The following is a 14555-nucleotide window of genomic DNA, read 5'->3' as shown; positions in this document are numbered from 1 at the left end:
CGCGCTAGGTGCTGGGAGCCGCCGCGCGAGTGTGCGCGAGCCACGCCCGGATCTGCTGCAAGGTACGGCGACGGCGGGTCAGCCCGAGTGCGAGCCACCACGCGACCTCGGTACGTTCACCGAGCAGCAGGTCAGAAGTGTGCAGCACCGTACAACGGATCGCCTCCGGCTGCCCCGTGCTGCAGTACTCACAGTCACCGTGCCGGTCGAGCCGGTGCTGGCCCAGCAGCGCCAGCACCGTTCCCGCGACCCGCACCAGACAGTCACGTCGCTGTCGGCACCGCGCGGAACCGTTGCAGCATTCTTCCTCCTCAGCCATTCCCTCGAGTAACAGTTGAAGAGAATCGACCAGCTCCGCCCGCCGATCAACCGGATTGCTCGGCGCGGGAAGCCTGCGCACCCGCCGCAGCCGAGACCCTCGCCGACGCCACGTGGCCGTGCACTGCCGCATCCGCACGGTCATACCCCATTCCCCCCGCATCGGCGTGGTGTCACACAAGACGGCACTGGCGCGCTAGAGCGGCCGCTCCCCTCCACATCCGCTGCGCTTCTCCGTTGGCCATGTCCCAGGCCTTTCGGCGTCGGCCTGCCTGCGGACCTCCCGCGCATGACGCTGTGCTGCCATCGATCAGGTGCGTTCCGGCGTCCCTGCACTCCGGACAGTCGCGACGCCCGACAGTTCCCCCTGCACCCACCGCCACGACACGCGGACGAGTTGGTCATCGCTGATCTCCTGTCGTCGAAGTGGGGGTACCGACATCGTCGCCCGGATGCCGGTTGGTACGTTGATGATGCCGCAGCAGTCGGCCGGTCCACGACGCCGTTGCCCGGCGAATGGGCCACAGCACGAACATCCCGCCGCGACGTGAACGACGCGCTTGGCTCCGCCCGTCTGCGGCCTTCGCCAGCCCGCTACCGCAACCGATGTGCGGCTGCGAGCACCGAGGCCCCCCGGTTCCTGCCCCGACAACCGTCGCTTCGGTGAACGGCAAGGACAAGCTGATAGAAGGAGCTCCCGTCAGCGGGAACATCAGATGTGGTTCACCGCTGTTCGACAGCACGTGGCCGCCGAAATGCAGGCCCGCCCCGTCGCAACCTCGTAGTGCTCGCTGCAGCATCAATTGCAATGAATCATCGTCTAAATTCACGATGAACCTTTCGGCTAACGTCTGCCACCGCGCGACACCACCACAAACAGTCTGGTCCAGCACCGCTGCGCGGAGGAAGACAGAGTTGTGCGCCTGGTCCGATGTGCACTCTTCGCATTACTGCGTGCCCGGGGCGCTACGCTGCGAACCCGAGCGTCATCGCTTTGACAACTGGAACCATCGTAGTGGTACGGCACGTGGTGGTGTTTACGTCAGTGAACACTTCCACATGCAACACGCATCCACCCGCTTGAATCCCCGCACGGACACCGAAATTGCCGACATGCCACCATTCGAGGGCACATCAACCGATCACCTGTTGGCGTCTGCGGGATTGCGCTGGCACGCACTGTCGCGGGACAACCGTGGGCACCAGCACGATCCACGGTGCCGCATGACACAGCTCGTTCCGCCTGCTCTCGATACTTCGCCGGCGTCAGGGCGATCAACGTGGTCAGACCGCGCAGCAGCTCACCTTGAACCGCGCGTGCCACCAAACCAGGACGCCGTCGGCGTCGAATACCCCAACATGCAGTTCGTCAACGATGTTCGTTCCGAATTCTTGCGACAAAGAGACCCTGGCACACTCGAAGCTGGGCCCCGGTACGATCTGCGCAGATTCGCCGACAGGCCGCGCTGGTTCGGCGATGCGCACACCCAGCGACCGCGCGGTCATGGTGCCGCTCCGTGACCCACCTTAGCCATCCGGGTGAACCCGTTCGCACTATTCTCCCGAGAATGGACTCTACTTATGATCGGCATCGTGCCGTTACCCTCTCGACGCAGCCCCGCCGATGAAACCGTCAGCGATATCGGACAACGAGTCCGCTTCTATCGACAAATCAGAGGCCTGAGCGTACGTACCGCCGCGAGACTGGCAGGACTCTCGCCCGCGTTCTTGTCAACGATAGAGAACGGTCACCGGTACCTTGACCGGGTTTCCCACATTGTCGCGGTAGCCGATGTGCTCAACGTTTCACCCGCCGACCTGGTCGGCGTGGACTTCTTGGCGCAGGCACGGCAACAGGGCGGGATCTCCCTCGACGCTGCGGCGGCCAGGCTCCGACTGGCACTCGCCGCAGCACCATTGTCGACGCCGTCGGATTCGGTGAGCATCACTGATCTTGACGCCCTCACCGCCTATGCGAGGCATCTTCGCACTCTTTTCCTGGAATGCTGTTACGGCCAGGTGCTGCAGCGACTACCCGATCTGATCCTCAGCATCCACAGGCTGCTGGTGTCCCCGAAACACCCTCAGGAGAAACTTCTCCGCCGTCTCCTGGTGACCATCTACCAGGATGTGTGCGCGCAGGTACTCCGAGAACTCGGATACATGGACCTTGTGCAGTTGGTCATCGAAAGAGCCAGTACGTTGGCACGCGAGTCCGATGACCTGGTCCTTCACACCGTCTCGTCTTGGCAACAGGCGCAGCTCTGCACACGTCTCGGGCTCTACGAGCAGGCAGCAGACGTCGCGCTCGACGCCGCGAACCAGTTGTCGTCGGCATCGCTGGGCGCACACCGTAGGAAAATCATGTACGGCAGGTTGCACATCACAGCGGCCCTCGCGCAGGCTCGCCTCCGTCCCCACGCCGAAGCCGTCGCCTTCGACCACCTCGCCGAGGCACGTGAGATGCTCGGCTGGTTGGAGCCGCAGTTCGAGGAGTATCCTCGCCTCACACGCACCTCTTTCCTTTTGAATAATCTGGAACTCGTCAACGTGCTCGGCAACTTCGACGCCGCACCCGCGGTCGTGGATAATATACGTGAAATCCGGAACCGTGACCCGGCGGACGAGTATTCGTACCAGTTGCTGGCGGGAACCGCACTCGCGCGAATACACGCATGTCAACCACAAGCCGTAGCGCACCTCCAGGAGGCCGAAACCATCAGCCCGCATACCCTGCACGCCGACCCCTACGCCCGCCGCACCATCACCCACCTGCTCACAGAACCCAGTTACGAAAGCGTCAACGCGACCGTGCGCGCTCTTGCCTACCGGATGCGGCTGACCTCACGGTGAACGCGCCGATGGCGACACCTTGGTGATCGACGCGGCAAGGACGCGCGGAAGCGATTCCACGGTGGTCATCGCCGGAAGCTCGACTGGGAGCCCGCCGAGCTTGAGCAGGCCAGCGTCGTAGCACGGGCCTGGCGCATGTGATGTCGAGTAGCCGCGGTGGCCTGTCGGGGAGGGCACCGCTTGTGCGAAGGTCTGCGAGTAGCGGCGTTGGCGTCGAGACGGATCTCCGCCAAGCACTGACCGCGGCAGAACATGCGCGCGGCGTCTACCGACACCTTGTTGTATGGGTTGCTACGCAGGCGCGCTCATCGACACAGAACCACCGATGCCGCTCGGATACAGCTGGTTCTTGGAAATCTCGTGTGGTCGATACAGCGCACAGACCGAAGGATTCCGAACCTATGCATCGAGGTAAGCCGCCAGGTCATGGATCTGGCGGCTTACCTTACCGCGGGTAGGGCGAGAGGCGAGGCGGGTGACCGCCTGCTTCACGTACTCGTCATCGTCGCCGAGCCTGGCCGGAGCGGCCTCCCGCCAGCTCGTCAGATGTCTGACGGCGCTTTCTTCGTGGCCGGGCAGCTGGGCGTATGAGCATCCGAGGACGCAGTGGAACATCAAGTTGAACGATATCCCGGAGGTGAGACGTAGCCGTTCCCCGATGTTGACGACGTCCTTGAAAAGACCGCGGTGAAAGAGGATGTACATTCGGTTCAACGAGGCGTATGCGGATCCCGCTTCCGGGCGATCGACCAGCGCCCAGTGATGGTGGTCGAGAGCAGCGAAGTATCGTTTGCTTTCATCTAGGTGTGTCACTGCGTCCGCGATGTCGCCGCCGCGGGCGTGAGCGAATGCCGCCTGCGAGTGAAGGATGTAGCGGATTGCTTTCTCGCGATGTCCGTGCCGGGGATTAGATCCGATTTTCTCGATCGCCTCTTCGGCGATCTTCGCCGCGGTATCATAGGAATGTAGTATAGAGAGGATCTCAGCCTGCCTGTACGTGGCAGTGGCGTGATCGAGCGGGTCATCGAGTCGACGAGTGGCCGATTTTCCCAGTTCGTATGCAGCGATCCCGAGGTCCTTCGCACCGAGACTTAGCAGTAATGGACTGCACACCTCGCGATAAAGGCGCGCTTGCTGGCGGAGCAGTTCTGTGCGACCTTGCCTCCGCCCGCTTGACAGCGCGCCTCGTACTTCTGCGATAAGAACAGGCAGGCGTTGCAGCAGCTGAATCGCGTCAGTGTGCAAGCGACTCTGGATAGCGCGATCAATCCTGCTGGCCAGCTCTGAAGCCTCTCCGGTCCAACTGGTGCGCCGCAGCATGCTTGAAGGCTCGGTTATCGCCAATCGCACTCCGGACAGATCGGCGTCGAAACGCCGTGATTTTACCGGGTTGCTGTCGCGCCTTTGAGGCAGACCGATCAGGTCTCCAACAGGGACTCGTAGCGCGGTCGCGACAGTCACGATATGACTGAAACGATCAAGCGTTCGATCTCCTTTTTCCACCATGGAGAGAAACGATGGCGACAAGCCGGCAAGCTCGGCGGTGACCCGAAGACCCATTCCCCTCATACGACGAAGCTCCCGGATCCGCATACCGATATCAGGGTCGAAAGGCGTGTTCTCGTCAGGCATCCTGCCTTTCCTCCCTTTACCCATCCTGTGCATGTACTCAACGTCGCATCGTGACACGACGCGAAGACGGCACCCCAACCAATCTGGATACCTTCTTCTGGTTTCGCGCATGGTTACCTCAGTTCGCCAGGTTCCATGACATCCCGGATCTGCCGATCTCGACAGCGGGCTAACGATTATAAAGGAGTGATCTTGACGGATTACATGGCAATAAGAGGCCATGACAGTGGCCATAGGCCTCGTTCGGACCAGGGATCCGGCTTCCTAATTTTCCACACGGTCGGCGGATACCACGAAAGGCGTGCACGCCAGTCTGTTCATGCGACGTTCATCTCCACGCATCCGGTATCCTTGCAGGCCGTAACCATATCTGCACAATCAGTGCGCCTACTTCACAGTAAGGAGCACTCGAAGCCAAGTGGATTGTGATGGCAGTCACGTTACAATTGTATGTGGCCACAACAAATGACGGGCGGACTCTCCCCTGCTGAAGCAACTAGACCTCCCGCGACCCTCGCCTAGCCGCAGGCTCGACAAGGAGTAGCGCCCGCTCGCCACCACGATGCACGTTCGGTGCACGCACAAGGACGGTTGCGAACTTTCCTCGGCCAGCCGAGGACCCCACGCCGATGCTGATCCCAGCAAGCCATCCAGTACCGCCCAATGCCTCGCCCGGTTCCGCCGAACCGACGCCACGTAAGTGTTCACCAGCGTGAACGGGATATGACCGGTGCAGGCCTAGGGTCATCGCGTGAACAGCCACACGGTGACCAATGCTGAGGTACGCGGCCCTCAGGCGCCACTGGTCGGGCGCCTAGGTGGTGACCGGCGGCGCGACAGGCCTCACGGATCTCACCGACGTCTCGACGCCGTGCCACGCAGCTTCCGCAATGTTCGAGCGACCTCCTCACACATTGACCAGACATCGTATGCTGCCGCAGCTCAGATCGTTGAGCACGATCCCGAGGACAACTGATCGGCCACGCTCGCCTCCGAGGTCCATAACAAGGCGATCGGGCCGGGGCTGAAAGAAGCAGACCACCTCAGCGGGCAAGCGACATCCGTTGTCATGAGCGACATCAGTCCGTACATCGGTGCGGATCAGAGCGTTCGACGAATGCTTGAGACGATGAGACACATCCGAGTGCTTCTGGCCGACGATGAGCGGCTCCTGCGAGCCGGCATCCGGCTCATCCTGCAGCAGGAAGAGGACATCGACGTCGTCGCCGAGGCCGAGGACAGCGAAGAAGCGGTGAAACTGGCTTGCCAGACTCCGCTCGACGTCGTACTGATCGACATCCGCATGCCGGGCGACGACGGCCTGGCCGCGATCGAGCAAATCGCCCGGCGGGCACCCGCGGTCAAGGTTGTCGTGCTGACGACGTCCGCGAACCGTAATGATCTCGCACGGGCGCTGCGGGCAGGTGCCACAGGCTTCATCCTGAAAGACATCGACCCACAGAACCTCATCCGGACACTGCGGGTGGTCGCCCACGGCGATGCCGTCCTGTCTCCGCAGATTACGAAGGACCTCATCAAGCAGTGCGTAGCGACCGACGACAGCAGCCGGCGGCGTGAGGCAAACCGGGTCGTGAGCATGCTCACGACCCGGGAACGAGATGTGTTGGTCCATATCGGACTCGGAGCGGCGAACGCGGAGATCGCGCGGCAACTGTTCATGGGGGAAGGGACGGTCAAGACCTACGTGAGCCGGATTCTGGAGAAACTGGGCTGTGACAACCGAGTGCAGGCCGCGATCATCGCCAATGAGGCGCGCATCCTGCCAACCAGCTGAGCCGAGACGATCGATGTATTGACCAAGGCCGATCGTCTCGTGCCTGTGAGAACGCTGAACCTACCGCTGAGCCGTCCCGTAGAGCCAGGCAAGAACCAGTTCAACGGTATGGAGGTCATCGACATGCGCTCCCGGCACAGAACGATCAGCAGAGGCAAGATCCTGATGGTGGCCGCTACCATCGCATTGGCCGGCGCCGCAGCCATCGCGCTCCCGCAAGCCGACGCCGCCGGCACCGGGCCTGCGGACATTGAGACGTCGGCGCGCACCATGCCCGGCACCGCGTGGGCAGTCGATGCGCAGACTGGCGAGACGGTCGTCACCGCCGATAGCACTGTGCAGGGTGACAAGTGGGAACGGCTGACGTCCGCGACTCGGGGCAAGGCGGTGCGGGTCGAGCGATCACCAGGAGCGTTCACGCTGTTCGCGGCTGGCGGTGACGCGATCTTCACCGATCGTGCCCGCTGTTCCCTCGGTTTCAACGTGACCACGAACAACGGCAGTCCCGGTTTCCTCACCGCCGGCCACTGCGCGGCGGCCGGGCAGCAATGGTCGCTGGATCGAGGCGGGCAGCCGGTCGCCAGGGTCAGGCGGGCGACGTTCCCCGGCGACGGCGATTTCTCCCTGCTCACCTATGACGACGCCACGACCGCAGCGCCCAGCGTGGTTGACATCGGCGGCGACCAAGCCGTGCGAATCAGGCAGGCGGCCGCGGCGAAGGTGAACCAACAGGTGTTCCGTATGGGGAGCACGACCGGGCTCCACGACGGTCAGGTCACCGCGCTGAACGCGACCGTGAACTACCCGGAGGGCAAGGTCACCGGGCTCATCCAGACCACAGTGTGCGCCGAGCCTGGGGACAGCGGAGGGCCACTGTTCACCCGCGACGGCAGTGCGATCGGACTGACCTCAGGGGGCGGCGGGAACTGCCGCACAGGCGGTGTGACCTTTTTCCAGCCAGTGACCACCGCGCTCGACGCCGTAGGAGCGCAAATCACCGGCTGATCCGACGCGAACTTGCACGAAAGCGCTGCCTGACCCGTGCGGCGCTGGGAGTTCCCCGCGCCGCACGGGTTGTCGGCGTGCCTTGCACCGCACCAGAATCAGGGGCAACCATTGGTTACTCGTGCCGCCACGACCATGGGGCATACGGAACCCGCCTCACCTCCAGCACCGCTGTGATCAATGCCCGCACCGGCGCCCAGCCGCCCGTCTCGACCGTTGACCCGAAACCGCTCCGGGGAGAGAATCGAGCGTTCGCGCAACAACCCCAAGCTCTGCGGCGCCCCTTAGCGTCGTTGTCGTCCCGGCGGTGAGCCGAACAACGATGACGGTCAGGCTGAGCAATCGCCACCGGCCGGTGAGCATGCCGCCATGACCTTCGGTATCTCGAGACGCCGTCGGGACCCGAGCGTTCAGAAAACCGTCTCCACACCGTCGCATCGAATCGTCGCACGACCTCGTCAGCTTAATCCTGAGTGCTGGTCAATGGAGTGCGCTCAGAATGGACCCCGGTGTCGTGCTAATCCCGGTGGGCACACGACCAGCGTGTGGTGGCCGAGCCAATGGAGCAGCGCCTCGAGTCGAGGTCGCTGGCGTAGTGCCCAGGCGTGGCGGTGACAGCCGCCACAAGCGCGCGGAGCGTGCTGTGCTGTGCCTGCATCGCCTGTTCAGGGCTGGTTCACCGGAGCGCCGCGTCCAGGCAGCAAGGCGGCAGAACGCCCTGGTGTGGTCCCGAACGTCGACGATTTCCACCGCTTGCGTGATTTTCCGGGAACGAGGATTCCGAAGCGCCACTGCGAACACCCGCAAAGACGGCCGCAGCGGACAAGGCTTTGCCCGACCAGGCCGGGATCGGACACGGTTTCCCCAGCCACGCCGCACGTGCCCGGGAGAACTGGTGTATCTCTGCGTGTTTCTGGTAGCTGAGCGGCGAGTTGTTCAGCACGCCGATGGTCGCGGAAACCGTTCGTGTCATGATAACCTACGTCTTCGGGCGCCGTCCCCACACGAACTGTGTGAACCCGGCGATATGCTGTCCGATCTGCTCGATTCTACGGTCTTCCAATGCGCCTGTCAGCTCCGAGTGGCCGAACAGTCGCCTGCCAAAAGCACGGCGGTACCATTGTTGCAATACGGGGCTGGCAATATTGTTCGGCAGGCGACTGGCGACAATGACGAGCCGTCCTCCCGGTATCAACACGCGGACGGCCTGATTGAGTGTGCGCATCGGGTCGGTGGACATGTCGAGTGTGCCCAGGCAATAGACGGCATCGAAGGCGCTGTCGCGAAAAGGTAGAGCGCTGACATCGGCTCGCACAGAGACGACGTTTGATTCCGAGACCGGTTGCGTCGCGTGGTCGATCACATTCCGCGAGTTGTCGACACCAACGACGAGACCGTTGGCGCCTACGGCATCGGCGAGAGGAGACGTAAATAGCCCCAGGCCGCAACCCAAGGCGGGGATAGCAGCGCTGTAGCGAGGTGCTAATCGGTAGCGGACGATGTCATGCTCGCCAGTCATGCGCGGAGCGCCGCCCCTAAGCAACCACCCAAGGGTTGGCTGCCACCAGACGGAGTGGATCCGCAGTATGTAAGGGCGTGACATCAGAGCTTGAGTTTGTCCGCTGGCGACCACTGGATGGCCGTCAGGAAGGTCAACGTGCCCTGCGAGCTAGCGGGGTGATCTGGTCGCCCCTGCATGAGGCGTGGACCGCGTTGTGCTACGTCCAATAAGGGTTTCTTCATAATTCAATGTGGCCACCTGAGGGAGCCTCGCGCAAGCTCCACAAAGGCTACCCAGCGAGCGGGCACAAAGTTCATCATCAACATCCAAATGTTACAAGGATACTGTTGAGAGCAGTACAACTATGATGACTGCGTCGACTCCGGCAACAGTAGTGGTTGCATGGAACGATCGACATCTCATATCGTTCGTTCATGCGAAGAGCCGAGAGGTATATTTGGATAGCAACTGAATTCAACCGCGCCGTCGAGTCCACGCTGTTCCCCTCGCAGAAATTCATCGCGCAACGTTGCCTAAGCGGCGAACAAGGAGCAGCGTATCTACTGCCCCAAGGATATGCACGGCGGATGGATCCACCGTATGCCAAGGCGTGGATTCTTGCGGTTTCCCCATCAAGCCCATTTCCCAGGTCGCTCCTGGAGGGACGGAGTTTGTTCCTCTCCGATCTACCGTCCAGGAGTGACATCTGCTTGAGCAGAACTCGACGTTGCGGCCGTCCCCGCGGTGGCGAGTTTACAGTATTTGAACGCAAGTCCTTCGCTGTCGGTTCGCTCGTGCACGTGTGCCATGGGTGCGGCCTGGTGGAGCCGGCACAGGATCAATGCGGTCAGATAGCTCGTCTCCTCGGGCCGGATGGCGCAGGCGCTACCCCGTCGACGCCGTCATACCCGCGGGACTCCGCCATGTTCTTCGTCGGCGGACCGGTCGAAGGCATGCATATGGGCCTGGCCGACGACGACGGATCGCTTCTACAGGAAGGTACGCTCGGCGAGATCACGCTGGCCAGGCGCCGAGCGACCATCCTCATGCACCCGGCGCACGAGACGATCGTGTGCGAGACTGCTATCCGCTACCCGGCCGGTGGCATCATCGTCGTACTCATCAAGAACGACGTCGGGCACCCGGTGCAGATCGTTGCCCAGCAGGTCTGCATGTGGACCCTCGACTTACCAGTCGACATCGTGCTGCTCACACGCAAGTGGATTGTTCCCCGTCCGACCGGCAGCACGAAGAAATACGTGCAGCGGCGAACGCGGTCGTCGATCGGCGAGTGGGTGGCCGGCCAGGTGCTGTGCCTCGGGGCTGACGTGGAACCGTGACATGCTGTCAACACTGTTGAACCGGTGGGGCCTGCTCGTCGCGCGGTACCGCTTTTTGACGCTGGGCGCGTGGCTGGTAGCGCTCGCGGCCGCCGGCACTTCCTACGCTCAGCTCGACGCTCGCCTTGGCGTGCCCGACTATTCGGTCGCGAGCTCCGAGTCCTCGCAAACGGCGGAGCTGTTGGAGCACAACTTTCCCGAGCTCGGCTCCGCCCAGGAAGCGGTGGTGTTCCGGTCGGAACGGCTTGGCGCCGACACTGCTGAGTACCGTGCCACGGTCGCCGATGTGCTCGACACCGTACGACAGTCGCCCCACGTCGCGGCCGTGCTCAGCCCTTACGAGGCAGCTGGCCAAGTGGCTTCTGATCGGCGCGTCGCCCTCGCCGTGGTCAGCATCAGCGGCGACGACACAGCTCGAGCCGCAACGTCGAAGGACGTGCAGCACCGGCTGGAGGCAGCGACCGCCGGTTACCTGATCAAGGCATATCTTACCGGTCCCTCGTCGCTGAACAACGACCTATCCGCCGCGGAGGAGCGTGACCAGGCGAGGTCTGAGGCAATCGGCCTATCTGTCGCGTTGCTGGTCCTGTTGATCGCGCTCGGCGCTCCGATCGCGGCAGCGCTCCCAGTGGTGCTTGCCTCGTCCTCGGTCCTGGTCTGTCTGGGACTCTTAGGATTGCTGGCCCTTCCGTTGCACCTGGACCGGTTCGCCACCGTGGTTGCCAGCATGATTGGGACCGGCGTCGGCATCGATTACGCCCTGTTCATCGTCGGTCGATTCCGTGAGGAGTTTGCCAAGCGGGTAAGGCGCGGTCAAGGTCACAGTGACGTGGCCGAATCGGTCGCCGTGGCTCTCCGTACCTCGGGCGCGACGGTGGTGACGTCAGGTCTGATCGTCATCGTCGCTCTGGGCGCCCTAACCGTGATCGACGGCCACATCTTCACAGAGATCGCACTCACGTCGAGCCTGGTGGTGGCGATCTGCGTCGCGGCCGCACTCACACTCCTGCCAGCGCTGCTGGCCATCCTCGGGCACGGGGTGAACCTCGGGGCGCTGCACAAGCGGAGAGCACGGCATCGCATCCGCAGCCGTCGATGGTCGAGATGGGCACAATTCGTGCTACGGCACCCCGTGCGGCTGGCCCTCCCCGCATTCGTGGCATTGGGCGTACTGGCGTTACCCACAGCATCGATGAGTCTAGGGTTCGATTTGGGCAGTGCTTCCCTTTCCGGCACTCCGGCCGGCCAAGGACAGAGGATTCTCACCCGTGCGTTCGGCCCGGGGACGGTAGCGCCGGTGGACGTCGTCGTGTGCGATCCCCACGTCCCACTCAACAGCGTGCATCTCGACGCGGTCGCTCGACTGACCTCGATGCTGCGGGCGGACAAGCGCGTGGCGGACGTCACCTCGCTCACAGACGTGCTGGACGCACGAACAGGTGGCCACACCGCCGAACTGCTCCAGGACGCCATTACCCGGTCGGCGCATCAGGGAGCGCTCACACGCCTCATCGATCTCGACCACGGCCGGAGATGCACCTATTTAAGGGTCGCACCGACATCGTCAGTCGACTCCCCAGAGGCCGCTACACTGGTGAACGATATTCGCAACAAAACATCGCTCGGTGCTTTCTCGGGCACGGCGCTGCAGACGCACGTCGGTGGTGTGACAGCGCAGTATGTGGACCTGTCGACAGAGGTCGGCGGCAAGATTCCCGTAGTAGTTGGAGTCGCGCTGGCACTGTCATTCTGCTATCTGCTCGTCGCCTTCCGTAGCCTACTGCTCCCGCTAAAGGCCATCACGCTCAACATTGTTTCCACCGCAGCGGCGCTGGGGGTGACAGTGCTGGTCTTCCAACTCGGTTTCGGCGAGCGCATATTGGGCTTCCGTAGCGTCAATATGCTCCCAGTCTACTTACCTATCGCGCTATTCGTCATGCTGTTCGGCCTGTCCATGGATTATGAGGTATTTCTGGTGAGCCGTATACGCGAGGAGTGGTGCGCCGGCAGGGGAACCGCGGACGCGATCACGGTCGGGCTTAAGCGAACTGGCGGTCAGATCAGCGCGGCCGCAGCCATCATGGCCGCGGTGTTCGGAAGCTTCGTATTCGGCGACGTTTTGGAGATCAAAGAGTTCGGCTTTGGGTTGGCGGTAGCGGTCATCCTTGATGCCACCGTGGTGCGCATGGTGCTCGTGCCCGTGACGATGGCGCTCGCAGGTGCCGCCAACTGGTGGCTTCCGCAATTCTTGCGAAGAAGAAATCTGTCCGAGCACAGCAGGCACCAAGTCAGGTCGAGTCTCTCGTGAAGTAGACGCCACCAGCCCGAAGACACGATCCCGCCGGAAGGAGTTCGCCTCTGAAATACTGCATACGGCCCACCCGTAATTGCTACGTTTCCCATTGAGTCGCAGAACTGAAGTGAGGTTGTCATGCTCTGGAATAGATTTGTCGGCACCTTAGCCGCAGGCGGTGTTGGAGGGGCATTTCTGCTCGTCGGGCTTTCACAGGGCGCAATTGCTGCATCGTTCACCGTATCCGGGTCCTATTTCTCCGTGTCGGCCGGTGAGCTCACCGGCACTGGTTTCGTACTCTTCGGCGGCAACGACCGCACGGCCTCTGGGCAGAACCGCGCGGCTGTTTCAACCGGCTTCCGGACGGCCAGCCTGCGCGACTTCTGTCTGGCGGCTGTGACCCCCGATGTCCCCCTGCTCGGACCGCTCACGGTGAAGATCACGGCCAGCGGCAGCTCGCCGTCGCAGGCCGAGAACCTCGTCCTCAATCTCCAGAACCTCATAGGCGATCTGGCGTTGAAGAAGGCCGACATCGGGGTCGACGCCGGCCAGTTCAAGAATGGTCCGGACGGCGCTGTCGGTGTGCCGGGCGGATTCGGCGTGCAGGGCGCCGAGATCACCGTGACCGGCGTCAAGGCCATAGCTTCATCCACAACGTCGACCTCGCTGGCGCTGAAGGGCATGAGGCTGACCGCGACAGCGGGAGCCAGCGGATGCTGAGCCGTCGGCGGAGACGAGCGCCTGACAGGACGGGCTCCGGAACGTGGCGAGTGCGCGTCACCACCGGGCGTGCTGCATTCGCTCGGTGGCGGCGCGGACGCCCCTTCGGCGCCGGTGTGTTCACGGCCGCCGCCGGTCTGGCTATCGGGATCCCACCCTACGCGAGTCTTCGACTCGGCGACGTCTACGTTGCGATCAGCACGTTCGGCGGAGTCTCCTCGTTGCTGGTCGGTGTATTGCTGCTGCTTGGTGCCGGCGCGTTATGGCTACGCCCGCAGTTTCGCTTCGTGACCGGTGTGGCCACTCTGCTGCTCTCGCTGACCGCCTTGGTCACCGCAAATCTCGGCGGCTTCCTGATCGGCACCGGGTGCGGCGTTCTGGGTGCCGCGCTAGCGATCGGCTGGACCAGGGCGGCCGCGGCCGCGCTCATCTTGGCCGTGGTTCCTGTTCTGGCTCTCTCGCCGATTCGGGCCGAAGCGCAACCGTCGTCGCCGCCGTCTTCGATGACCGCACGGCAACTCAAGCTCGACAAGCCGAAATTCGAAGGCCAGGTGGGCGCTGCGTTGCGTTTCACCGCCAGAGGGATCACCGCCACCGGCCTGGTGCTCGAGAGTGATCGAATCGTTCTGCGTGCAGCCGCCAGGACGACGATCGGCGGGGACCGAACGACATTGTTGGTAGAGCGGTTGAGCGGCACGCTGTTCGGGCAGTCCTTCACCGCAACTCCCAGAGATCCAGGGATCGTGCGGTTGCTGAGCCTGGGCTTTCCGGGCACGTTGACCATCGATGACGTGGTCGCGACCAACGTCCAACTGCGCAACGGTGATCTTACGATGCCCGGCCTCGCCCTAAGCACGAGTTCACCACCAAAAGGACAACGATGAAAGCCGGCGCCGAAACCGCACACCACATGACCGTTCTACTCGAAGCTCTACCCCCTCCATCAACCGTCGTAGCCGCATTTCCGTCCGGGGAGGACGTCGGCCGTCAGCGTGCCTAACATGATGAACGCTGACCGGCCCGTTACGGCATGAGGACGCCTATTTCCAGGCTGACGGGACTGCAAGCGGTGTTCTGTGGCCGGTGGCTCAGGTCCAG

At 62.9% G+C, this 14555-nt stretch carries 11 protein-coding genes; 7 read left to right on the top strand and 4 right to left on the bottom strand.

The annotated features are described in order from the left end of the window. Positions 1–4 precede the first annotated feature (4 nt). Both ACFW0G_RS00190 and ACFW0G_RS00185 read right to left on the bottom strand, forming a co-directional pair. Entirely contained in the window at positions 5–319 is a 315-nt protein-coding gene (locus ACFW0G_RS00190) for a hypothetical protein (protein WP_378322368.1), read from the bottom strand. Between the two features lie 1283 nt (positions 320–1602). After that, on the bottom strand, positions 1603–1824 hold the full coding sequence (locus ACFW0G_RS00185; RefSeq protein WP_378322367.1) for a hypothetical protein: 222 nt from the start codon (positions 1822–1824) through the stop codon (positions 1603–1605). Positions 1825–1899: 75 nt separating this feature from the next. On the opposite strand from ACFW0G_RS00185, the gene ACFW0G_RS00180 reads away from it, so the two are divergent. Beyond that, positions 1900–3171, top strand: coding sequence for a helix-turn-helix domain-containing protein (locus ACFW0G_RS00180; RefSeq protein WP_378322366.1), 1272 nt, complete (start codon positions 1900–1902; stop codon positions 3169–3171). A gap of 399 nt (positions 3172–3570) precedes the next feature. On the opposite strand, the gene ACFW0G_RS00175 is transcribed toward ACFW0G_RS00180, so the two are convergent. Next, positions 3571–4803 carry a helix-turn-helix domain-containing protein gene (locus tag ACFW0G_RS00175; RefSeq protein WP_378322365.1) on the bottom strand — a complete coding sequence of 411 codons (1233 nt, stop codon included), beginning with the start codon at positions 4801–4803 and terminating at the stop codon, positions 3571–3573. Between the two features lie 1069 nt (positions 4804–5872). Here ACFW0G_RS00175 and ACFW0G_RS00170 point away from each other — a divergent pair. Next, entirely contained in the window at positions 5873–6598 is a 726-nt protein-coding gene (locus ACFW0G_RS00170) for a response regulator (protein ID WP_378322363.1), read from the top strand. Positions 6599–6616: 18 nt separating this feature from the next. Continuing rightward, complete coding sequence (locus tag ACFW0G_RS00165) at positions 6617–7603, top strand: S1 family peptidase (RefSeq protein ID WP_378322362.1); 987 nt, start codon at positions 6617–6619, stop codon at positions 7601–7603. A 979-nt stretch (positions 7604–8582) separates the two neighbouring features. Here ACFW0G_RS00165 and ACFW0G_RS00160 read toward each other — a convergent pair. Next, positions 8583–9122, bottom strand: coding sequence for a class I SAM-dependent methyltransferase (locus tag ACFW0G_RS00160; protein ID WP_378322361.1), 540 nt, complete (start codon positions 9120–9122; stop codon positions 8583–8585). Positions 9123–10027: 905 nt separating this feature from the next. On the opposite strand from ACFW0G_RS00160, the gene ACFW0G_RS00155 reads away from it, so the two are divergent. The 4 genes from ACFW0G_RS00155 to ACFW0G_RS00140 all read left to right on the top strand — a co-directional run bounded on the left by ACFW0G_RS00155 (position 10028) and on the right by ACFW0G_RS00140 (position 14341). Next, on the top strand, positions 10028–10444 hold the full coding sequence (locus ACFW0G_RS00155) for a hypothetical protein (protein ID WP_378322360.1): 417 nt from the start codon (positions 10028–10030) through the stop codon (positions 10442–10444). Position 10445: 1 nt separating this feature from the next. After that, positions 10446–12752 carry an MMPL family transporter gene (locus tag ACFW0G_RS00150; protein WP_378322359.1) on the top strand — a complete coding sequence of 769 codons (2307 nt, stop codon included), beginning with the start codon at positions 10446–10448 and terminating at the stop codon, positions 12750–12752. Between the two features lie 123 nt (positions 12753–12875). Beyond that, a complete protein-coding gene (locus tag ACFW0G_RS00145) occupies positions 12876–13457 on the top strand; it encodes a DUF6230 family protein (RefSeq protein WP_378322357.1) in 582 nt (193 codons plus the stop codon). Between the two features lie 50 nt (positions 13458–13507). Beyond that, positions 13508–14341, top strand: a complete 834-nt coding sequence (locus ACFW0G_RS00140) for a DUF6114 domain-containing protein (RefSeq protein WP_378322356.1) — start codon at positions 13508–13510, stop codon at positions 14339–14341. Positions 14342–14555 lie beyond the last annotated feature (214 nt).

It is taken from the genome of Amycolatopsis sp. NPDC058986 (genome assembly GCF_042741125.1).
Classification (GTDB): Bacteria; Actinomycetota; Actinomycetes; order Mycobacteriales; family Pseudonocardiaceae; genus Amycolatopsis.
The sequence above is the reverse complement of the archived record's forward strand: the minus strand, read 5'-3'. Positions and strand labels throughout refer to the sequence as shown.

What these genes read in the sequence shown, in the direction of transcription:
- ACFW0G_RS00190 (WP_378322368.1), bottom strand. Translation starts at nt 319, where the DNA reads ATGGCTGAGGAGGAAGAATGCTGCAACGGTTCCGCGCGGTGCCGACAG.
- ACFW0G_RS00185 (WP_378322367.1), bottom strand. Translation starts at nt 1,824, where the DNA reads ATGACCGCGCGGTCGCTGGGTGTGCGCATCGCCGAACCAGCGCGGCCT.
- ACFW0G_RS00180 (WP_378322366.1), top strand. Translation starts at nt 1,900, where the DNA reads ATGATCGGCATCGTGCCGTTACCCTCTCGACGCAGCCCCGCCGATGAA.
- ACFW0G_RS00175 (WP_378322365.1), bottom strand. Translation starts at nt 4,803, where the DNA reads ATGCCTGACGAGAACACGCCTTTCGACCCTGATATCGGTATGCGGATC.
- ACFW0G_RS00170 (WP_378322363.1), top strand. Translation starts at nt 5,873, where the DNA reads ATGAGCGACATCAGTCCGTACATCGGTGCGGATCAGAGCGTTCGACGA.
- ACFW0G_RS00160 (WP_378322361.1), bottom strand. Translation starts at nt 9,122, where the DNA reads ATGACTGGCGAGCATGACATCGTCCGCTACCGATTAGCACCTCGCTAC.
- ACFW0G_RS00155 (WP_378322360.1), top strand. Translation starts at nt 10,028, where the DNA reads ATGTTCTTCGTCGGCGGACCGGTCGAAGGCATGCATATGGGCCTGGCC.
- ACFW0G_RS00150 (WP_378322359.1), top strand. Translation starts at nt 10,446, where the DNA reads ATGCTGTCAACACTGTTGAACCGGTGGGGCCTGCTCGTCGCGCGGTAC.
- ACFW0G_RS00145 (WP_378322357.1), top strand. Translation starts at nt 12,876, where the DNA reads ATGCTCTGGAATAGATTTGTCGGCACCTTAGCCGCAGGCGGTGTTGGA.